Source organism: Roseburia sp. AF42-8 (assembly GCF_003435965.1).
GTDB classification, from domain to species: Bacteria; Bacillota; Clostridia; order Lachnospirales; family Lachnospiraceae; genus Roseburia_C; species Roseburia_C amylophila.
This window is the reverse complement of record NZ_QTVB01000028.1, coordinates 1-21,476: the sequence shown is the minus strand read 5'-3', so window position 1 is coordinate 21,476 and position 21,476 is coordinate 1. Positions and strand designations below refer to the sequence as shown.

Annotated in this window: 16 protein-coding genes and 1 pseudogene; 16 read left to right on the top strand and 1 reads right to left on the bottom strand. The window is 42.3% G+C overall.

Going from position 1 to position 21,476, the window contains the following annotated elements:
- The first annotated feature begins 2 nt into the window (after positions 1 to 2).
- A complete protein-coding gene (locus tag DW059_RS11115; RefSeq protein WP_117698825.1) occupies positions 3 to 203 on the top strand; it encodes a hypothetical protein in 201 nt (66 codons plus the stop codon).
- Between the two features lie 87 nt (positions 204 to 290).
- Here DW059_RS11115 and DW059_RS11110 read toward each other — a convergent pair whose 3' ends face one another.
- Positions 291 to 857, bottom strand: a complete 567-nt coding sequence (locus DW059_RS11110) for an ECF transporter S component (protein WP_022244388.1) — start codon at positions 855 to 857, stop codon at positions 291 to 293.
- A gap of 210 nt (positions 858 to 1,067) precedes the next feature.
- Between DW059_RS11110 and DW059_RS11105 the strand changes: the two genes are divergently transcribed.
- The 15 genes and pseudogenes from DW059_RS11105 to DW059_RS11050 all read left to right on the top strand — a co-directional run.
- Positions 1,068 to 2,300 carry a CapA family protein gene (locus tag DW059_RS11105; protein WP_117698824.1) on the top strand — a complete coding sequence of 411 codons (1,233 nt, stop codon included), beginning with the start codon at positions 1,068 to 1,070 and terminating at the stop codon, positions 2,298 to 2,300.
- Between the two features lie 106 nt (positions 2,301 to 2,406).
- Positions 2,407 to 4,170, top strand: a complete 1,764-nt coding sequence (locus tag DW059_RS11100; RefSeq protein ID WP_117698823.1) for a S8 family peptidase — start codon at positions 2,407 to 2,409, stop codon at positions 4,168 to 4,170.
- Positions 4,171 to 4,293: 123 nt separating this feature from the next.
- Positions 4,294 to 8,562, top strand: a complete 4,269-nt coding sequence (locus DW059_RS11095) for an EAL domain-containing protein (protein WP_117698822.1) — start codon at positions 4,294 to 4,296, stop codon at positions 8,560 to 8,562.
- A 360-nt stretch (positions 8,563 to 8,922) separates the two neighbouring features.
- Positions 8,923 to 11,558 (top strand): annotated as a pseudogene (locus tag DW059_RS17655) (cation-translocating P-type ATPase).
- A gap of 550 nt (positions 11,559 to 12,108) precedes the next feature.
- Complete coding sequence (locus tag DW059_RS11085; protein WP_117698821.1) at positions 12,109 to 12,540, top strand: hypothetical protein; 432 nt, start codon at positions 12,109 to 12,111, stop codon at positions 12,538 to 12,540.
- Positions 12,541 to 12,573: 33 nt separating this feature from the next.
- Positions 12,574 to 12,717, top strand: a complete 144-nt coding sequence (locus DW059_RS16155) for a hypothetical protein (RefSeq protein ID WP_197420839.1) — start codon at positions 12,574 to 12,576, stop codon at positions 12,715 to 12,717.
- 342 nt (positions 12,718 to 13,059) lie between these two features.
- Complete coding sequence (locus DW059_RS17835; protein ID WP_199534343.1) at positions 13,060 to 15,144, top strand: ABC transporter ATP-binding protein; 2,085 nt, start codon at positions 13,060 to 13,062, stop codon at positions 15,142 to 15,144.
- A complete protein-coding gene (locus DW059_RS17830; protein WP_199534340.1) occupies positions 15,090 to 16,487 on the top strand; it encodes an ABC transporter permease in 1,398 nt (465 codons plus the stop codon). Before DW059_RS17835 ends, DW059_RS17830 begins: the two co-directional genes overlap by 55 nt.
- Positions 16,488 to 16,552: 65 nt before the next feature.
- Entirely contained in the window at positions 16,553 to 16,987 is a 435-nt protein-coding gene (locus DW059_RS11075) for a MarR family winged helix-turn-helix transcriptional regulator (protein ID WP_117698820.1), read from the top strand.
- 123 nt (positions 16,988 to 17,110) lie between these two features.
- Positions 17,111 to 17,617: a DUF2798 domain-containing protein gene (locus DW059_RS11070; RefSeq protein ID WP_117698819.1), complete on the top strand. Its 507-nt coding sequence runs from the start codon at positions 17,111 to 17,113 to the stop codon at positions 17,615 to 17,617.
- Between the two features lie 72 nt (positions 17,618 to 17,689).
- Positions 17,690 to 18,958: a Y-family DNA polymerase gene (locus DW059_RS11065; RefSeq protein WP_117698836.1), complete on the top strand. Its 1,269-nt coding sequence runs from the start codon at positions 17,690 to 17,692 to the stop codon at positions 18,956 to 18,958.
- Complete coding sequence (locus DW059_RS15815) at positions 18,948 to 19,133, top strand: hypothetical protein (protein ID WP_147326048.1); 186 nt, start codon at positions 18,948 to 18,950, stop codon at positions 19,131 to 19,133. The genes DW059_RS11065 and DW059_RS15815 overlap by 11 nt, the downstream gene beginning before the upstream one ends.
- Before the next feature lie 114 nt (positions 19,134 to 19,247).
- The gene (locus DW059_RS11060) at positions 19,248 to 20,039 is read left to right on the top strand and encodes a sporulation initiation factor Spo0A C-terminal domain-containing protein (protein ID WP_117698818.1); all 792 of its coding nucleotides are present in this window, start codon (positions 19,248 to 19,250) and stop codon (positions 20,037 to 20,039) included.
- 579 nt (positions 20,040 to 20,618) lie between these two features.
- Positions 20,619 to 21,101 (top strand): T7SS effector LXG polymorphic toxin, encoded by a 483-nt coding sequence (locus DW059_RS11055; RefSeq protein WP_117698817.1) that lies wholly within the window; start codon positions 20,619 to 20,621, stop codon positions 21,099 to 21,101.
- Positions 21,077 to 21,476 (top strand): hypothetical protein (locus DW059_RS11050; RefSeq protein WP_147326047.1); only part of this gene is annotated, 400 nt, incomplete at its 3' end. The genes DW059_RS11055 and DW059_RS11050, both read left to right, overlap by 25 nt.

Genomic DNA, 21,476 nt, shown 5'->3' with positions numbered 1-21,476 from the left:
ATATGTCGAAAGGGCATGGGGTATCTGGAAAGACTCATACGAAGCAACAGCTTAATGATTATGCAAATCAGAATAATCCTAACAATAAGGCATATCAAGCTAGAAAAGCAAATGAACGCCAATATGCTAAAAAAAAGAAAGCATATAGTATGGACACTGTAGCTGATCTGGAATGGTATTGTTATGGCTGGATTGATGATTAGTTGTAAGTCTTTTTATGATGAATAATGGAAAAACGGATAGCAGACAATTTTTTTCAACTTGCCTGCTATCATTTTTTATAAAATTATTTACTTGGAAACCCACTCATTTACATCATTGATTTTACTTAAAACCGGGAGCAGAATCAGGCAGAGAATAATGCCGACAACACCCTGGACGATATTGAATGGAATACCTGCAGCAGAAGAAGCAATTCCGGTAGCAAGAGCAGCGGAGGAGAAAGAACCGCTGGCAAATGCAGCAAGACCTGCTTCAAACAGGAAGTAGCCAAGTACCATAAGAGCCTCACCTACGATACCGCCGATAACAACGCGGACACTGCGGTTAGCTTTGGAAGAAATGTTAAGACGCAGTTTGTGGAACAGAAGTCCGGCGATGCATGCGGTCAGAGCCTTGATGATTAAAGTGGCAGGAGCCCAGGTCATATAGCCGGAGAAAATATCAGCAAACATGGAGCCGATACCAGCGGCAAGTGCACCAATTCCAGGTCCTAAGATAATACCACATAGGAGTACCAGTCCGTCTCCTAAATGAATATATCCAAAAGTTGGTGTAGGAATCTTAATAATCATAGTTGCAATGCAGGTAAATGCAGCAAGCAAGGCCGCAGTAACCATTTTCTTTGTATTTTTCATAATAAAGTAAATCCTTTCTTTGGTATATGATCTGCAAATCGTTTTCCCTATCATATGTAAAATGTGGTTTGATTAAAATAGCCAGATATAACAAATATGACCATGCCAGCTTAAAGGCAAAAGGAGTATACAAATTTTAACGATTGCCGAAATGCTCATTCATTGGTAAAATAGTCACGGAAACATGACTACAAAAAGGGAGATAAAATAATGAAGAAAGAAGTTCGGATTGCATTATATATAGTTTCTATAGTGTGTGTGATTCTGCTGGGTGCAGCAATGATATATGCAGCCCATCACGGTGGAAGCATCCGCCAGAAGGACAGCCGGCAGACTGCCGCAACAGCAGGGACAGAAGCGGCAGAAGACAGCAAGGATAAAAATGGAGAATCCAATTTAAAGACCAGTGATAAAACTGACGGTAAAAATGATGCGGAAGCCGGAAAGGATGCAGCTTCTGAAGATGCAGATAAGAATACGGAGAAAAATGTAAAAACAACAGATGTAACAGAAGATACAACACTGATGTTTACCGGAGACGTACTTTTTGCCAATTCTTTTAAAACAAACTATGATGCCGGAGGCATAGATGCTGTCATAGATAATGGCATGAAAGAGCTGCTTGTAAATGCAGATATTACCATGGTAAATGAAGAATTTCCGTTTAGTAACCGGGGCACCCAGATGGAGGACAAGCAGTATACCTTCCGCACAGACCCATCCTATGCAGCCGCATTAAAGGAAATGGGCGTGGACGTGGTCACTCTGGCAAATAATCATATCCTCGATTATGGAAGGGAAGCATTGAGTGATACGTTTACAACATTAGATGGACAGGGCATTTTATATGCCGGAGCAGGGGACAGCGTAGAGCGGGCGCAGGAAGTGCAGATAATAGAAGTAAATGGGAAAAAGTATGGATTTCTTGCAGCATCCCGTGTACTTCCGGTTGCCGGCTGGAATGTAGAAAGCGCAGTACCGGGAGTCCTTTCTACTTATGATGAAACGCGGTTTGTCAATGCCATTGCCGAAGCACGCAGTCAGTGTGATGTGCTGGTGGTTTATGTCCACTGGGGCTTGGAACATCAGGAAAAACCTGAGGCATATCAGAGAACGCTGGCACAGAAATATATCGAAGCCGGTGCAGATGTAGTGTTTGGTGCACATTCCCATTGTCTGCAGGGCATTGAATATATCGACGGAAAGCCGGTGTTTTACAGCCTTGGCAATTTTGTTTTTGGCAGCAGCATTGAGCGCACCATGGCAGTGGAAATGGTAGTGGATAAGGATGGTGCAATTTCTTATAAGCTGGTGGGAGCAAAGGCAGAAAATGGAAAGACCAGACAGATGAATGAATTAGAACAGCAGCAGTTGAATGACTATATCAACAGCATTTCCTTTGGCGTAACGGTGCAGGATGACGGAACCGTAACACCACAATAAGAGACAGCAGAGTATGAAACAGTATTGGTACAATAAGCTGAAAAGAAGTGCATAAAAATACCGGATTGCGATAGAGTAGTAATAAAAGAAATTGCCGGGAGATGGAATGAACAGTTCGAAACGGGAAAACTTACTGAATCTGGCACTGGATGCAACAGAAGAGGAAAGACTGCAGTCCTTAAACTTAAATGTAGGATATCAGGAAGAAACGGACACATGGGAAGTCATTGTAAAATATACCGGAAGTCTCAGAAAATTAGAGGAGATATTTCCGGATATTGAAGTTACAGAACTGAGCAATGAATATGCAGTTATCCGGCTGCCGGAGGCTTTGATGGATGCGGTAACAGACCGGACAGAAATTGAATATATGGAAAAACCAAAGAGGCTCTTTTTCTCTGTACAGCAGGGAATCAGAGCCTCCTGCATTACGTCCCTTTATACAAGAAAAATGGGGTTAGGGGGAACGGGATTGAGTGGGAAAGGTGTGATAACGGCATTTTTAGATAGTGGCATCGATTACAGACACCCGGATTTTAGAAAGGAAGATGGAAGCAGCCGGATTCTGGCAATCTGGGATCAGACCATTGCAGGAAATCCACCGGCGGGATTCCGGCTTGGAACGGAATACGACCGGGACGTAATCAATGAAGCATTGCAGCAGGAGGATATACAGGAGGGGTACCGTATCTGCCCCAGCCGGGATTTATCCGGGCACGGAACCCATGTGGCAGGAATCGCAGCGGGAAATGGAAGATCATCCAATGAAAGAAACCGGGGCGTGGCATATGAAAGTGATTTGCTGGTGGTAAAGCTTGGCACACCGGGAAAAAATTCTTTTCCAAGGACAACAGAGCTGATGCTTGGAATGGATTATATTCTCCGGAAAGCACTGGAACTTAAGCAGCCGGTGGCAGTAAATATAAGCTTTGGCAATACCTATGGTTCCCATGATGGAACCTCTCTTCTTGAAACCTATTTATCAGATATGGCAAATTACTGGAAATCGGTTCTGGTGATTGGCACCGGAAATGAAGGCAGTGCCAGAGGGCATACCTCCGGGCAGCTTGTAATGGGAAGAGAACAGGAAGTGGAATTTGCAGTAGGAGAATATGAGCCTGCGTTAAGCTTACAAATCTGGAAATCCTATGCGGATATTTTTTCCATCCGGATGACACATCCCAGTGGGAAAACGGTGGGGATTATCCGGCAGCTGCAGGGCCCCCAGAGATTTACTATCGAAGGAACGCAGATTTTATTATATTTTGGAGAACCAAGCCCTTTCAGTCCTTTTCAGGAAATCTATTTTGATTTTCTTCCGGTGGAAAATTATATCGACAGCGGAATCTATAAAATAACGCTGATACCGGAAAAGATTGTAACCGGGGTCTATAATATGTGGCTGCCTTCCCTTGCGGTCATCGGAGAAGCAACCGGATTTTTATATCCCACAGAAGAGACAACGCTTACAATTCCATCCACTGCCTATAAGGTAATTTCGGTGGGGGCCTATGATGCAAGATATAATCAGGTGGCAGCCTTTTCCGGGAGAGGGTTCACCAGAGAGACCAATCAGGTGAAACCGGACATCTGTGCGCCAGGGGTGGACATTGAATCCTGTGCACCAGGCGGCGGTTATACCGTACGAAGCGGAACTTCAATGGCAACGCCATTTGTAACCGGGACGGCAGCACTTTTTATGCAATGGGGAATTGTAGAGAAACATGATGCTTTTTTATATGGGGAAAAAATAAAAGCATATCTCATCCGGGGAGCAAGACCACTGCCGGGATATTCCTTTTTCCCAAATCCAAGGCTGGGCTGGGGTGTATTGTGTGCAGCGGACAGTCTGCCATCGGATGCTGGATGAATACGGTTGTACTTTTATGACACTTTTCTGAATAAATATTGTAAAAAACGATAATTTGATGTACAATTAAAAAATGCAGGAAGGAATGTATAGACAGAAAAATATATATTTTTTGGAGGGGCTATGCAGGAGAAGAATACGCTGGATGAATTGTTTAAAGGGAAAAAAGGATTTGCGGAATGTTACCAGACTCTGCAGTTATTAAGTGAAAGTACCGATGATTATTTATTTCTGGCAGATTTAAAAGAGGGTAAATTTTATTTCGCCAGCAATGATATATCAAAGAGATATGCATTGCGCATGGATGAAAACAACAGTTGCGGCATAGATGACTGGAAAGATATTGTATATGAAAGAGACTTAAACCAGTGGGTTAATGATATGGAATCTATCTGCTCTGGAAAAAGCCTGATACATGATTTGGAATACCGGCTGGTAGACAGAAACAGCAATCTGGTCTGGATCAGCTGTCGTGGAAAAGCTGAACTGGATGAGACCGGGATTCCTTATGTAATGGTGGGAAGAACATCAGATACTGTCCTTTTGGGAAAGACAGATTCACTTACCGGACTTTTTAATAGTACTAAATTAATGGAACATCTGGATGAAATGCTGAACAGCAGAAAAGAAGGTGTTTTGCTTGTCCTTGGTGTGGATAATTTTAAAAATATCAATACGAAATATGGAAGAGGCCATGGTAATTTTATTTTAAAGAGGATTGCGGCTCTTCTGGAAAACAGTATTGATGAAAACATAAAAATTTATCGTCTGGATGGTGACCGGTTTGCAGTTAATTTTGTGGGATATGATATGGAGGCTGTGCGTGAGGTATACCAGAATATACAGATGAAGATGATGGAGAACTGTACCTTTTCAGCAGGTGCAGTCTGTTATCCGATGTCCGGAATCAAGGATGCCAATACACTGTTTAACTATGCGGAAAGTTCTCTGGACCGTGCCAAGAAGAGCGGTAAGAACCGGTTGATTCTTTTCTCAGCAGAAGATTATGAGAAACAGTTGTCGGTTATTGACTTAACAGAAGAAATCAGAAAGAGTATCCGCAACCAGTGTGATGGATTTTATCTTCTCTTCCAGCCACAGATTGGGATGAGTAATTATGAAGTAGTGGGAGCAGAGGCACTGCTCCGTTTCCGCTCAAAATATCATGGGGTGGTGTCACCAAATCTTTTTATTGGAATATTAGAGCAGAGCGGAATGATTGTGCAGGTGGGAAAATGGGTATTAAAGGAAGCCATTGCCCAGTGTGCAAAGTGGCGGCGTTATAATCCGGAATTCCGTATGAGTATTAATCTTTCTTATATACAGTTACAGCAGCCGGATTTAAGCCAGTACATTTATGATTTATTAGAACAGGAAGGAATTCCCGGAGAAGCTATTATTCTGGAACTGACAGAAAGCATGCAGTTACAGGATTATACCAAATACAATCAGTTATTTTATCAGTGGGGCAAGCGTGGTATACAGATTTCCATGGATGATTTTGGAACCGGATATTCCAGCTTAAGTTATCTTAAGAGTCTGGCAATTGATGAGATTAAAATTGACCGCTGCTTTGTCAGCCGGATTAATATGAGTGCATACAATTACCGGCTTCTTCGTAATATTTTGGAACTGGCAAGAAGTGCACAGATCCGGGTAGTATGTGAAGGGGTAGAAACACCGGAGGAATTACAGACACTTGCAGAGCTTGCACCTGAAGTTTTACAGGGGTTCTATTTCAGTAAACCGATTGAAGAAGAGCTGTTTGAAAAACAGTATATTTTTGGACATGTAGAGGAAGAACGGTGGCAGGAAGATTGTGGGAATAGTACAGTGATTCTGCCGGAAGCAGGAGACGGTACCGATTATAAAGCGATATTAGACCAGTTAGAAGAGATGGTCTATGTCATAGATGCGGAAAGCTATGAGTTATATTATATGAATTCTGCCGGACAACGAATCAGCGGCGTTAGTGATTATGCCGGCAAGAAATGTTATCAGGTATTAGAGGGCAGGGAAGAACCGTGCCCAGATTGTAATATGGCAAAATTAAAGCATAAGAAGTTTTTGACCAGATATGCAAATAATGAATTCTTAGGAACCCAGATGTTGATGAAGGATAAATTAGTAAACTGGGGCAATAAGGCAGCACGCCTTCAGATAGGTATTGACATGAATACCATCAATATTTCCATGAGCAGGCTGGAAGAACAGTTAGAAGTGGAAAAGGGCATTGTGAAAGCCTTGGAAGAGGCGAAAGAAAAAGAAAATGAAGCTGATATCATCAGTGAACTTCTTCATCATACCGGGGAATTTTATCAGGCAGACCGCTGCTATATCTTTTTATATTCCAAAGAGGCAGATAGCTGGAGTAATGTCTGTGAGTGGTGTGAAAATGAGATTCAGAGCCAGCAGCTTTATCTGGCATCGGTACCGGGTGACCGGGTAAAACTGGTGATTGGCAGTCTGAAGGAAGACAGACCGGTTATTATCAAAGATGTGGATATGTATCGGGAGTCAGCACCGGATTTGTGGAAAATATTAGTGCATCAGGAAATACGCAGGCTGATGCTTCTTCCATTGTTAAATGAAGGTCATTTATTTGGATTTATTGGTGTGGATAATCCGAAATACCGCCCAAATGATAAGACTTTTCTTGCCAGAATACGTCCTTTTATTTCAAATATACTGATTCGTGACGGAATGATGGATGTAAAGAGTGAGATGATAGCCCGTATGACGGGTATGCTGAAGGAGGAAAATATATTACAGTCTGTAAAACTGGGACTGTGGACGCTGGAACTGGATACGGTCAATGGAAAGAACCGTCTGTATGTGGATAAGAGCATGCGCAGCATTCTGGGCATAGACGACATTATGAACAGCGAGGAATATTTCAGGTTCTGGTATGATAACATCAGTGATGGTTATTACGATTATGTACAGAATGCATTACATGATATTATTACAACCGGAAAGATTATTGAGATGGAATATACCTGGAATCATCCGGAACGTGGAAAAGTGACAGTACGCTGTGTTGGAGTGCTTGGTCATCAGGAAAATGGTGTCTATACATTAAAAGGATATCATCGTATCAATAATGATATGATTCGGAAAAAATTTTTAAAGAGTCAGGAATATGAACGTATGGAGTATAATGAGAAGAAACATACCATTTATTTCCATACAAATCGTTCTATGTTAAAGGGAAATCAGCTAAAAGAGGTTGGATTTCCGGAAAGCTGGGAGGATGGAATGGTACATCCCCATTTCCGGGATGTATTTCATGCAGCGTTTACCGGTGTAGAATATAGAAAAGAGGATCAGGTATTAGAAATTCTTTTAAAAAACAAGCAGGATGAGTTTGAATGGTTCCGTCTGGATATCTGTAAAATCGGAGACCAGAAACAGGATGAAAATTTGAGGATAGTTACTATTTATCAGATTGAAGATCATCAGAATATCCAGTTAAAATATTTACAGAGAGAGGACTTTTATCAGGCAATGCTGTCGGAGACCGTGGCATATGCTGAGGTAGACCTGAGTAATGGTAAGATTCAAAGCAGTGGTGGACTCTGGAAAGATTACGTAGCAGAGGGCGAGCGGGAAGCATTAAATTATATGAAGGTTTTCAACCGTCATATTGATGAACTGGTATTAGAGGAAGACCAGTTTGGATGCTATGATGTATTAGAGCAGGAAAAGATGGTTTATAATTATAACAGTGGAACGGCTACTGTGAATTATCAGCTTCGCAGAAGGATGGCAAGAGGAAGTTACCACTGGATGGAGCTTACCGTACATGTATTTCAGGAGCAGGTAACAGAAAATATGTATGCACTGCTGTATCTTAAGGATATAGATGGACAGAAACGCCGTCAGCAGGAACAGGAGCGTGCAGCCAATACCGATCCGTTGACGAACGTACTGAACCGGCGGATATTTGAACAATATACCAGCCATTATGTATTAGAAGAAGCAAAGAAAGGGGAAGTGTGTGCACTTCTTATATTGGATATTGATAATTTTAAACAGATTAACGATACCAAGGGACATCCATATGGAGATAAAGTATTGCGTACTTTTGTGGATACCATTCATGAAAGCTTCCGCTGTACCGATTATATAGGAAGACTTGGTGGGGATGAATTTGTAGTATTGTTTAAAGGATTTGGCTCAAAGAAAACCTTGGATAAGAGACTGGTTCGGATGCAGGAACAGCTGCGGGAGAAGCTTCCGACTCCGGTATCCTGCAGTGTTGGAATCACCCTGATTAGAAAAGACAGCTATAACTATGAAGACAGTATCAGGCAGGCAGATAAAGCTTTGTATACAGCGAAGCATAAAGGAAAGGATACCTGTTGTTACTGGGAAGAGTCAGAAAAATAGGCATTGACGGAGACAAAAGGTATATGTTATGATGATGGCGTATCAGGGAGTAGTTCGCACCGGATAGCCGGTGTTGTATTTTTCGTCATCACGTTATCTGAAGAGGGATAACCGGAATATACACTGCAGAGGAACGAGACTTTTACCGTATTATTTTGATGCGGTAAAAGTGCTCGTTCCTTTTTGCTTTACAGGAAATTGCTTTCCTGTAAAGTAAAAAACGCTCCGCGAGGATGCACACTGCGGCGTATAAGGTAGATGCCGCAAGCGACCGCCGCAGGCGCGGGAATGTGCCAAGGCACATTCTTTGTTGCGCATGGTTGATACCCGGTAACATAAAAAGCAGGAGGTTAAGCGTATATGAAAGCATATTGGAATTGTACGAAAGAGCAGTTAGAAGAAATGTTTGGCTTTCGGGAAAAAGGATTAACAGAAGAAGAAGTAGAAAGAATACGAAAAGAGACAGGCGAAAACCGGCTGAGCGAGGGCAGACATAAGAGTCTGCTGCAGGTGTTTTTAAGCCAGTTTTGTGACTTGATGGTAATAATACTGATTATTGCAGCAATTATTTCCATGTTTTCCGGAAATGTTGAGAGCACTATCGTAATTTTTCTGGTATTACTTATGAATGCTGTTCTTGGTACGATACAGTATAGGAAGGCAGAAAAATCACTGGATAGTTTGAAGGATTTGGCGGCACCAACGGCCCGGGTTATCCGGGATGGAAAACGTCAGGAGATTGCATCCAAAGAGATTGTGCCCGGGGATTATGTAATCTTAGAAGCAGGGGACATGATTGTGGCAGACGGAAGAATTCTTCGCAATTATTCCCTGCAGGTCAATGAAGGCTCACTGACAGGAGAGTCTGTCAATGTAGAAAAAAATGAAGAAGTATTGCCGGAAGAAGTACCGTTGGCAGACCGGAAAAATATGGTATTTTCCGGAAGCTTTGTAACATATGGAAGAGCGGAGGTACTTGTAACAGCAACAGGAATGGAGACGGAATTAGGAAAGATTGCCGGGTTGATGAATCAGACGAAGGAGCGTAAGACTCCGCTTCAGATAAGTCTTGATTCTTTCAGCAAAAAGCTGGCAATACTGATTATGGCAATCTGTGCACTGGTCTTTTGTCTTGGCATTTACCGGAAGATGCCGGTCATTGATGCCATGATGTTTGCTGTTGCACTGGCAGTAGCGGCAATACCGGAAGCATTAGGCTCTATTGTTACAATTGTGCAGGCAATGGGAAGCAGGAGAATGGCAAAGGAGCACGCCATTGTCAAAGAATTAAAAGCTGTGGAAAGCTTAGGCTGTGTATCGGTAATCTGCTCCGATAAGACGGGAACACTGACACAGAATAAGATGCATGTGGAAGAGGTTTATCTGAATGGTATGACTTGTAAACCGGATGAGATGACCTTGGAGTCCAGCCTGCAAAGGCTTTTTTTATACAATGCTATTTTAAATAATGATGCCAGCATAACGGATGGAAAAGTACTGGGAGATCCGACAGAGTCTGCCCTGTTGGAAATGTTCCACGAAGTCCGCCTGAATCAGGACAGAACGGAAAATGTAGGGCAGCTTACCATACAGGAAGAAACGATTCGAAATATGATTCCGAGATTAGAAGAAATTCCATTTGATTCTGAACGGAAATGCATGAGCAGTAAATACCGGCTGCGTGGCGAAGAAGAAATTATTTTTACAAAAGGAGCAGTAGATGTCCTTTTAAACCGTTGCATAAATGTGGCATATGAAGAAGAGATAAGACCGATGGATAATGTAGAAATCGCAAAAATCCAGAAGCAGAATCAGCATTTTTCTGAAAAGGGACTCAGGGTACTGGCATTTGCATGTAAGAAGTCCGGGGGAGAACTGACGGTGGAAAATGAAAATGGACTTACCTTTTTAGGATTAGCTGCCATGGCAGACCCGCCAAGGAAGAATCCATACAGGCAGTAGCAGATGCGAAGCGGGCGGGAATCCGTACCGTAATGATTACCGGAGATCACAAAATCACAGCCGTTGCGATTGCAAAGCGTATTGGAATCTATGAAGAGGGGGACCTGGCATTAACCGGAACAGAGCTGGATGCCTGCCCGGAAAAAGAACTGGAAGAAAAGATTGATAAAATATCTGTTTATGCGAGAGTGTCACCGGAACATAAGATACGGATTGTAAAAGCCTGGCAGAAGAGGGGCAATATCGTTTCCATGACCGGAGACGGTGTAAATGATGCACCGGCATTAAAGCAGGCAGACATCGGAGTAGCCATGGGAATAACCGGAACGGAAGTGGCAAAGGATGCGGCAGCCATGATATTAACAGATGATAACTTTGCTACGATTATTAAAGCAGTAACGAACGGAAGAAACATTTACCGTAATATAAAAAATGCTATTTTATTTTTACTTTCCGGCAACATGGCAGGAATTTTATCTGTATTGTATACATCCCTTTTGGGGCTTCCGGTTCCATTTGCTCCGGTGCATTTACTGTTTATTAACCTGCTGACAGATTCCCTTCCGGCAATTGCCATTGGCGTGGAACCGCAGGATGCAAGTTTATTGGAAGAAAAACCAAGGCAGACATCGGAAGGAATTTTATCTGGAGAGACATTCCGGCGAATTATGTTGCAGGGCTTATGCATTGCGGTATCCACCATGGCAGCATTTTATATCGGAAATGGAAAAGGTGCGGCAATGGCATCCACTATGGCATTTGCAACACTGACAATGGCGCGTCTTTTCCATGGATTTAACTGTCGTGGAAACAAGAGCATTTTTGCATTGGGCTTTACCGGAAATCCATACAGTATCCTTGCATTTGTGTCTGGAAGTGTGCTGCTGGGACTGGTGCTTTTTGTACCGCCGCTGCGGGGGTTATTTTCAGTAGAATCATTGTCCTGTCCTGCTGTGATTGAGATTATTCTGCTGGCAGCACTTCCGACCGTTGTCATCCAGATGGTCAGAGGAGTGAGAGAGTTAAAGAAATAAGCCAAATTTGCGCCGGTGTCCGGGAAGAAGCAAGCTGCTAAAATGCGACCGTTCTAAGAAAGTGTTTTTTCTTTCTATATTAAAATAGTCTTTCCAATGTTTGACATCTCGCCCCGTCTGTCCGTCGGAGTACGGATGCATTATCGGAATCTGCACAAGGGCTCTTAGAATTTCGTCTGTAACCGGCAACACTGGCACAGGGATGTGCCAGTGAGGCGCAATTGAACACGGATGTGAATTTGCGCCGGTTGCCAGCCGAAATCAAACACAATATCGAAATTCTTATGTGCCCTTGCAGATTCCAGTTCGCATCCGCTTCCGACGGACAGATGGGGTGAGCAGTCAAAGCAGCGGAAAGACAATTTATTATCAGAAAAAACACTTTCAAGAACGATAACGCATTTCATCAAAAATTTCTTCCCGGACACCGGCTACAAATTTGTGCTTGTATTTTTCTCTCTGTCCTTAGCCCATCTGGCTGCATCAACTCTTGACGGAAGTTGTCCTGCGACATATACTAAGCTTAATCACAAGGTAAGGAATGAGACAGATGTATCGGAAAAAGATAATCAGGCATTTGGCACTGCTGTGGAGCATCCTGTTTCTGGTAGCCATTGCAGGCGCATCCACCAGAACAGAACAGGTTTCCCCGGCAGAGAAAGAAGCCTTTGCAGTAAATTACATAGAATTAAAGAATGCACGTCTTTTAGATACTCCGGATAAGATGTTATCCAGAGAGGAGCAGATGCAGAATACAGGCATTGCGGCATTGACACTAGGCTGCAGCGGTAGACTGGCGAACCATAGGAGAAATATTGGAATGATGTTCTGGCTGCTGTTGGTGGTGCTGCCACAGCTTTTTATGGGACGTATTCAGAGGAATCGGAAGAAGCATGGCGATAATGTACTAAGGAGCCTGATGTTAGCAAGGTTTGAGCGGAAGGCGGACGGAAAGAAGGAAGCATTGGCACCCGCATATTAAATACATAAAATAATAATATGCGAGGTGTAAGAAATGAATATTTTTATCTGGATTATGATAATCTTAGGTGGTGGAGTAGGAATTCTTTCCTGTGCTTATCTGGTACTGGCAATGCCGGTACTTCTGGTATGGAAGATTTGCCGGAAGGTAAAATATCACATTGGATTATTTGATTAGAAGATAAAGAAAAGAGGATTCTGGAATCTGGCAGCAGGTCAGAAAACAGAATTCTCTTTTTACTTTACAGGAAATTGCTTTCCTGTAAAGTAAAAAACACTCCGCGAGGATGCGCACTGCGGCGTATAAGGTAGATGTCGCAAGCGACCGCCGCAGGCGCTAGAATGTGCCAAGGCACATTCTTTGTTATGCACTTACGGGTATTTCTAAAATTTTTATGAAAACCATGATATTTTTCGAAAGTGAGATGTAAAAATGTTCGGAATAAGGTAATATAAAAAACAGAGTGAGAAAGAAAAAGTAAAATAGAAAAATAAGAAATGGAAAACGAGAGAATATCATATGCTTCAGATTCAACACATTTATAAGGAATATAAGACCGGAAGTCTGGTGCAGAAGGCACTGGATGATGTCAGCTTAAATTTAAGGGATAATGAGTTCGTGGCAATCCTCGGACCGAGTGGTTCGGGAAAGACCACGTTGCTTAATATAATCGGAGGACTCGACCGTTATGATAGCGGAGATTTGATTATCAATGGAATATCCACGAAGAAATACAAGGACAGGGATTGGGATTCTTACCGGAACCATACCATTGGTTTTGTGTTTCAAAGTTATAATCTGATTCCCCATCAGACGGTACTTGCAAATGTGGAACTGGCATTGACCATTTCCGGTATCGGTAAGGCAGAGCGGAAGAAACGAGCCGTTGCGGCATTAGAGCAGGTGGGACTGGGAAACCAGTTACACAAGAAGCCAAGCCAGATGTCCGGTGGACAGATGCAGCGTGTAGCCATTGCAAGAGCTTTGGTCAATGACCCGGATATTCTGCTGGCGGATGAACCGACGGGAGCATTAGACAGTGACACCAGTGTGCAGGTCATGGATTTGCTGAAGGAAGTGGCAAAAGACCGGCTGGTAGTTATGGTAACCCATAACCCGGAATTAGCAGAGCAGTATGCTACCAGAATTGTTAGATTAAGTGATGGAAAAATTCGTGCTGACTCCAATCCTTATGAAGTGGATGAGGCAATGTTGAAGGAACCGGAGCATAAAAACATGGGAAAATCCTCCATGTCATTTCTTACGGCATTGTCCTTAAGCTTTAATAATTTAAAAACGAAAAAGGCAAGAACCCTGCTGACTTCCTTTGCAGGCTCTATTGGAATTATCGGCATTGCACTGATATTATCTCTTTCTACCGGTGTAAATAAATACATCAAAAATGTAGAGGAAGAGACCTTATCCGAGTATCCGCTGCAGATTCAGAGTACGGGATTCAGTCTGGCATCCATGAGTCTTGGAATGGCAGATTCTGAAAAGAATACGGAAAGTGATGACGGAAATGCCAAAACAGATAAAGAAAATTCCGGGGATAAAGTAAAAGTCATTAAGATGGTAACCAATATGTTTTCCACGATGGCATCTAATGACCTGGAGGCTTTGAAAAAGTATCTTGATGAAGGAGACAGTGGAATTGAGCAGTATACTACAGCGGTGGAGTATACTTATAATATCAGTCCGCAGATTTTTAAGGAAAATGAAGACGGGATACGTCAGGTAAATCCGGACAAATCTTTTGATGCAGTAGGTCTTGGATCTTCATCTGGTTCCAATAGTCTGATGTCATCCATGATGAGCACGGATGTTTTTTATGAGATGCCGGAAAACAGTAAGTTATATGAAAAGCAGTATGATATTAAGGAAGGACGCTGGCCGGAAAATTATAATGAGTGTGTGGTGGTGCTTACTTCCAATGGCGGAATTAGTGACTTTTTACTGTATACATTAGGTCTTCGTGACCCGCTGGAATTAGACGAGATGATACAGCAGTTTGCCAGTGAGGAAAATATTGAGACACCATCTGATTTTGGAACTTATACTTATAAGGATCTGGTAGGAATCCAGTTTAAACTGGTGAACAGTGCGGATTATTATACTTATGATGAAGAGTATCAGGTCTGGAAGGATAAGTCGGATAATGAAGACTTTATGAAACAACTGGTGGCAGATGGAGAAGAGCTTACGATTGTAGGTGTGGTGCAGCCGGCAGAAGGAAGTAATGCCGCATCCTTAAATACAGGAATTGCATATCCAAAATCTCTGACAAAGCATGTGGCAGAGGAATCGGCAAAGAGTGAGATAGTAAAACAGCAGCTTGCAAATCCATCCGTAAATGTCTTTACCAATGAAGCGTTTGGTGAGGTAGATAAGGAAAACGGATTTGATATGCAGTCATTGTTTACCGTAGACAGTGAAGCATTGGAAAAAGCATTTTCCTTTGATGAAAGTGCCTTAAGCGGGTTGAAAATTCTATGGGGGATATGGGAAGTGCCGATTTGTCCGAAGAATTTTCCGTGGATGCTTTTTCCATGGGTCAGTCAATTTCTGCGGAAGAAATGCAGGCAATTGCAGGCAGTCTCTTAGAGGGCTACCAGCAGTATGCAAAGGATAATCCGCAGGCAGATTATTCGAATCTGTCCCAGTATTTTATGAACTATTTAAATACGGAAGAAGCCCGGAAAATTTTATCCGATAATATCAAAGAGATTATTACGACAAATGGCATGGTAACTATTACACCGGAGCAGATACAGAGCCTCATCCAGCAGATTATGGGTGGATATCAGCAGTATGTCATAGACCATGGTTATACCGACCCGGAGAAATTTGATGAGTACTTAGCAGAATATTTGCAGACAGAGGAAGCCCAGGGAATCATAACAGCGTGGGCATCTGAGATATTTACAGGTAGTGGAAATATTGAGATTACGCAGGAGCAGATGCAGAAATTGTCTTCTGAATTATTTGCAGGTTATCAGACTTATGCACAGAATAATGGATTACCTGACCCGGCAAAATTGGGAGATTCTTTTGCAGCATATCTGAATACAGCAGATGGTCAGCAGAGAATTGCAGCCGGACTTTCGAATGTTATGAATGTGGACGCAGTACAGCAGCAGATGATGACGGCAATACAGCAGTATATGCAGCAGGCAGTGACACAGATGGGAAACAAGCTGCAAAGTGCCATGGCATCCGGCATGCAGGTGGATGAAGAAGCATTTTTAAATGCATTTCAGATTAATATGAATGAGGATGAGCTGACAGAGCTTTTGATGTCTATGGGTTCTGCAACCGGAACAACCTATGAGAATAACTTAAAGAAATTAGGCTATGTGGATTTTGCAGTGCCAAGCGGAATTAATATTTATCCGAAGGATTTTGAAAGCAAGGAGCATGTGGTAGAAATTTTAGATGCATACAATAACCGCATGGAAAAGGAAGGCAGGGACGAGCAGGTGATAACCTATACCGATATGGTAGGAACGCTGATGTCTTCCGTAACCGATATTGTGGATATTATCACATATGTACTGATTGCATTTGTGGCAATTTCGCTGGTGGTATCTTCAATTATGATTGGTGTCATTACTTATATCAGTGTGCTAGAGCGAAGAAAAGAAATCGGAATCCTAAGAGCTATCGGAGCATCGAAGCGGAACGTTTCCCAGGTATTTAATGCAGAGACCTTTATTATCGGACTGTGTGCCGGACTGATTGGAATCGGATTTACACTGCTTCTGATTATTCCGGTCAATGCGATTATCCATAATCTTGCAAATACAACCGATGTAAGTGCGGTGCTTCCGGTAGTTCCGGCACTGGTGCTGATTTTACTCAGTATCCTTTTGACACTTCTGGGTGGTCTGATCCCATCAAAGAAAGCATCGAAGAGTGACCCGGTAACAGCACTCCGGACGGAATAATGAGGTTGACATTTTTTGAAAAACATTTATAATAAGTAGCAAAGCTACCTAAAAGGAGTGAAATTATGGCAGTGAAGATGCCGCTTGGACTTCGGATTGCAATTATAGACCGGGCATTCCGTCGCAAAATGGATGAATGGGCAGAAGAAATCGGAATTACTGCCGTCCAGCTTCGGGTATTAGGAGAAGTCAGTCTGATGGAAGATAATGGAGTGGAAGAAGTAAATCAGAAGGACTTAGAACATATCGAGCAGGTGACACATCCGACAATGACGGGAATTATAAAAAGGCTTGAGGCAAAAGGATTTTTAATCTGTGCACCAAGTGAGAATGACCGGCGTTATAAGAAAATATCCTGTACGGAGAAATCCCGTGGAATTCATAAGGAGATTGCGAAGAAGGAAGCACTGGTTGTAAAAGAAATGTGTAAGGATTTTACACCGGAGCAGATGGAAACATTTCTGCAAATGACAGAGATGATGTTACAGAATATTTCCTAAGCATAAAATAAAAGTGAAATCGGAAGAGGAGGAAGTTACCGTGTAAATTTTCTTTTCTGATTTCACTTTCGTTTTGAACTAATAGGTAGCTTTGCGACTTAATAAAAAATGGAGGTAATGATTATGCCAATGCATAAGAGAGAAAGTTTGATTTATACGGTGTTAATGTGTTTTTCCATGGTGTTATGGATGAGTATGTATAATGTAGCACTGCATATGGGAACACTGAATATGGAAGTAATAAGAGAAGGCTGGCTGGGATTCCCACTGGCATATGTATGCGCAATGTGTCTGGATTGGTTTCTGGTATCTAAAATTGCAAAGGGATTTGCATTTCGTTTTCTGGTAAAACCGGAAAGCAGCACAACGAAAAAAGTGATTGCAGTTTCCTGCTGTATGGTAGTTCCGATGGTAATTTTCATGTCCTTATACGGTGGACTGGAAGCCTGCGTAAAAAGCGGAGCATGGAATATGCTTCTGATTATCTGGCTTACCAATATTCCAAAGAATTTTATTATGGCACTGCCGTTTCAGCTTCTGATTGCAGGTCCGTTGGTAAGAAAGATTTTTCGGACAGCATTTCCGGTTGGAACCGTATTATTAGAAGCAGAAAGTGGAAATCCTGTATAAGAATTCCTCTTGTAAAATCCAAACATATGTGCTAATATAAAACAAGAACAAATGTTCTTGAAAGGCATTGATATGAATGGAAATAAAATCTATTTATGTATTGATTTAAAATCTTTTTATGCATCGGTGGAGTGCGTGGAATGGGGATGGGATCCGCTGACTGCCAGGCTGGTGGTCGCAGACCCGGAACGCTCAGAGAAAACCATCTGTCTTGCCGTATCACCGGCGTTAAAGCAGATGGGAGTTCCCAACCGGTGTCGTGTCTTTCAGATTCCCAAAGAAATTCCATATAAGATGGCACCACCCCGTATGCAGCTATATATTGATTATGCAGCGGAAATCTATGGCGTATATTTAAAATATATTGCAAAAGAAGATATTCAGGTCTATTCCATTGATGAAGCATTTTTGGATGTGACGGATTATCTGCATCTCTACCAGATGACAGCAGTGGAACTGGGCAGGACAATCATGCAGGATATTTTAGATACCACGAAGATTCCGGCTGCCTGTGGTGTAGGAACCAATCTCTATTTAGCGAAGGTTGCTTTAGATATTATGGCAAAGCATGAGACAGACCGGATTGCCTATCTGGATGAAGCACGCTACCGGGAGAAACTCTGGAAACATAAACCGCTGACTGATTTCTGGCGGGTGGGGCGTGGAACGGTAGAGCGTCTATCGAATATGGGCATCTGCACAATGGAAGAGATTGCCCATGCCAGAGAGTCTTTATTATATAAGTCTTTTGGCATAGATGCAGAGCTGTTAATTGATCACGCATGGGGAAGAGAACCGGTAACGATAGCGGACATCAAGGCATATCGGCCGAAGAATACATCCTTTTCCAGCGGTCAGGTGCTGCCGCGGGATTATGAGTATGAGGAAGGTGTACTGGTGGTAAAAGAGATGGCAGATTTATTGTGCCTTGACCTGGTAGACCAGGGTCTTGTAACATCCCATATCAGTCTGGTAATCGGTTACAGCAATCAGAAATGCTTTGAACCGGCGAAGGGAAGCACAACGCTGCGCAGTGCAACCAGCTCCAACCGCCGGCTGCTGTCTTATGTAGAGCAGCTTTATCGGAGAATTGTAAGACCGGGAGCATATATCCGGCGGATTACATTGACTTATACCGGCGTAATGGCAGAAGATTATCAGCAATTTGATTTGTTTTCAAATCCGGAAGAGACAGAGAAGGATGTGAAGGCACAGCGTGCAGCAATCTCCATCAAGCAGCGCTACGGTAAGAATGCTATTTTAAAGGGAATGAATTTGGAAGAGAGTGCAACGACAATAGAACGAAACGGTCAGATTGGAGGGCATAAGAGTGGCGTATAGAAGAGACACCATGGGAGCCGGACAGCAGGAAAACGCATCCGGCTGGAATGAGAGAGAGAATCTGAGAAGAGAGAAAATGGACATCGAAGACCGTGCCAAGCAGTTTATGCCCTTCGATGCCCTGAAGGGCTTTAAGGAAGCACTGCGGAAGAAGGAAAAAGAGAAAGGGTATTGATTTTTTTGACAAAATGATATAAATATATATCTGTAGCATTGTATAGATACAGGGAGTAGATTCCACAAAACAGCTAGGAAGCTGAATCGGAATGCTGAGGGAGGAAAAGAAAGAATGATTCGAATCATGCTTGTAGAAGGTGATAAACTTTTGTGCAAGGAATATGCATTAGAAATAGCCCGGGATGAAGAATTTGCATTGGTAGCGGTAACGGGGCGGCAGAGTGATGCAATCAATATTCTGACAGAACAGGAAGTAGATGCAGTAATTGTAAATTTGGAGTTAGAAGAAGGTGACGGAATCCATCTCATTATAGAGATGAAACGGAAGTTAAAGAAACATCCGGAAATTATCGTAACAACAAATTATGGTTCGGAGCATTTTCTGCATAGCATCAATAAGTTAGATATAGATTTGGTTTATAAGAAAAATAACGAATTATTTTCACCAAAGAAAATTATTGAAATAATTAAGCTGACCGCACCAACGACTGCAGATGTAGAAAGCGAATATCATAATGGAAGAAAGGTAATCTATACGGAACAGGAAGAAACCGAAATTCAGTATGTACTGGCATGGGGTGAACTGATAAAAAGCGGTTTTGAGCCGGACCGAAAAGGAACCAAATATCTTGCAAGAGCAATTGGGATTCTGTTGGCTGTTCCCAATGGTACGTCAATCCAGATAACGAATGATGTTTATCCGCAGGTTGCACAAGTATATCAGACATCAGTAAGTGGTGTGGAAAAATCAATTCGAAATGTAATAGAACGGGTATGGTCAAAGCCAGATAAGGAGACATCATACCTAAAGAATCCAGAATGGAGAGGCTCAATACAGAACAAACCATCGAATACAGAGTATATTCAGTGTGTGGTCAGACGATTGCGGAATGTTTTACATTAAATAAATACTTACAAAATAGAAGAAATTTGAATTTCTAAGGAGATTCAGATTTCTTTTTTACTTTACAGGAAATTGCTTTCCTGTAAAGTAAAAAACGCTCCGCGAGGATGCGCACTGCGGCGTATAAGGTAGATGTCGCAAGCGACCGCCGCAGGCGCGAGAATGTGTCAAGGCACATTCTTTGTTCTTTATGCGAGAAACTCGCAAAGTGTGCTTTTCGTAGTTGCCTTGCATTGTAAGAAATTGTGGTTATAGTTATTGGTAAAAATGCACAACCAATTCGTACTTCGTGCATGAGTGTAACCGGTTTTTATATATAATTCGACTTAAAAAATTTTTGGCTCGACCTTGAATCTGCTGGAAAGCGGTAAAGGAAATTTTGAGAAAAACAGCATAAAACAAGGAATTTGGAAGAAAAAATAATAAAAATAAGAGTGGCATAAAAGTCGAATATAGGGTGCTGAAAAGTCGAATTTCAGACAAAAATAAGTCGAATATTTTTCCTTGAAAGTCGAATGGAAAAGGGGAAAAATAGATAACAGACAGGATAAAAACAGAATAATAAAAGTGGAGAAAGTTATGGGATTTCAGGTAAAGTATGAAGAAATTACCAGCATTCGGGAACTGATTCTGGCACAGCTTGACCGGTGGATAGAACAGATAGATGTGGTAAGAAGCAGTATTGTAGAGATTGCTGCCATGTCGGAGATGCATGGAGAGGCAGCAGAGCATGTAAGAAGCTATATGTGGGATTATCATATGAATCTTGCAAATATGATAAAAGATACGATAGAAACCTACCGGAGCAGCTTTATACTCTATACAGACTGGTATTATAACATTGATTCTGACCAGATGGCAGAGATGTCCCAGGATTCCATGGAGGGATTGGAGGAAAATATCCAGGGAGCCAGGTCAGACTTTGATGCGGTAGCAGAGGAAGTGGCGGATATTGAGAGAGAACTGTCTGCTTATCTTGATGTGGGCAGATTTTCTACAACCTGTATGGAAGCTGTTTTGACAATGCGCTTGCCGGAGTGCAGAATGTCCGTACACAGATAGGGGAATATGAAGAGGCACACAGCCATGCAGACATGTATCCCATCGATATGATGGTAGGTTATCTTCGCAGTATTATTGGTGGACAGTTAGGTGGCAGTAGTGCTACAATCAGTGCATATGATGCATCGGTTGTGAATGCAACAGAGTCCTTCCAACTGGCACAGATGATGGATGGAATGTTAAGTACATATCTCGAGCAGGTGAAGGACAGGGTAAACTCCTGTGAGGAGTTCTATGAACTGCAGCAACAGCAGTGGCAGGAATCTATCCGACTGAGAACAGAAGAAGGCATTGTGAAAACACTTGTCGGAGTCGGAACCATGATTCTGGGAGGAATGCTTGTCGTAGCAACCTGTGGTATGGCACTTCCTTTAG

Bases quoted from the DNA above. Each gene is read 5' to 3' on its own strand.
- DW059_RS16155 (WP_197420839.1), top strand. From the start codon at position 12,574: ATGAATATTTTTATCTGGATTATGATAATCTTAGGTGGTGGAGTAGGA.
- DW059_RS17835 (WP_199534343.1), top strand. From the start codon at position 13,060: ATGCTTCAGATTCAACACATTTATAAGGAATATAAGACCGGAAGTCTG.
- DW059_RS11070 (WP_117698819.1), top strand. From the start codon at position 17,111: ATGCCAATGCATAAGAGAGAAAGTTTGATTTATACGGTGTTAATGTGT.
- DW059_RS11065 (WP_117698836.1), top strand. From the start codon at position 17,690: ATGAATGGAAATAAAATCTATTTATGTATTGATTTAAAATCTTTTTAT.
- DW059_RS11060 (WP_117698818.1), top strand. From the start codon at position 19,248: ATGATTCGAATCATGCTTGTAGAAGGTGATAAACTTTTGTGCAAGGAA.
- DW059_RS11115 (WP_117698825.1), top strand. From the start codon at position 3: ATGTCGAAAGGGCATGGGGTATCTGGAAAGACTCATACGAAGCAACAG.
- DW059_RS11110 (WP_022244388.1), bottom strand. From the start codon at position 857: ATGAAAAATACAAAGAAAATGGTTACTGCGGCCTTGCTTGCTGCATTT.
- DW059_RS11100 (WP_117698823.1), top strand. From the start codon at position 2,407: ATGAACAGTTCGAAACGGGAAAACTTACTGAATCTGGCACTGGATGCA.
- DW059_RS11095 (WP_117698822.1), top strand. From the start codon at position 4,294: ATGCAGGAGAAGAATACGCTGGATGAATTGTTTAAAGGGAAAAAAGGA.
- DW059_RS11085 (WP_117698821.1), top strand. From the start codon at position 12,109: ATGTATCGGAAAAAGATAATCAGGCATTTGGCACTGCTGTGGAGCATC.
- DW059_RS11055 (WP_117698817.1), top strand. From the start codon at position 20,619: ATGGGATTTCAGGTAAAGTATGAAGAAATTACCAGCATTCGGGAACTG.
- DW059_RS11105 (WP_117698824.1), top strand. From the start codon at position 1,068: ATGAAGAAAGAAGTTCGGATTGCATTATATATAGTTTCTATAGTGTGT.
- DW059_RS11075 (WP_117698820.1), top strand. From the start codon at position 16,553: ATGGCAGTGAAGATGCCGCTTGGACTTCGGATTGCAATTATAGACCGG.
- DW059_RS17830 (WP_199534340.1), top strand. From the start codon at position 15,090: ATGGGTCAGTCAATTTCTGCGGAAGAAATGCAGGCAATTGCAGGCAGT.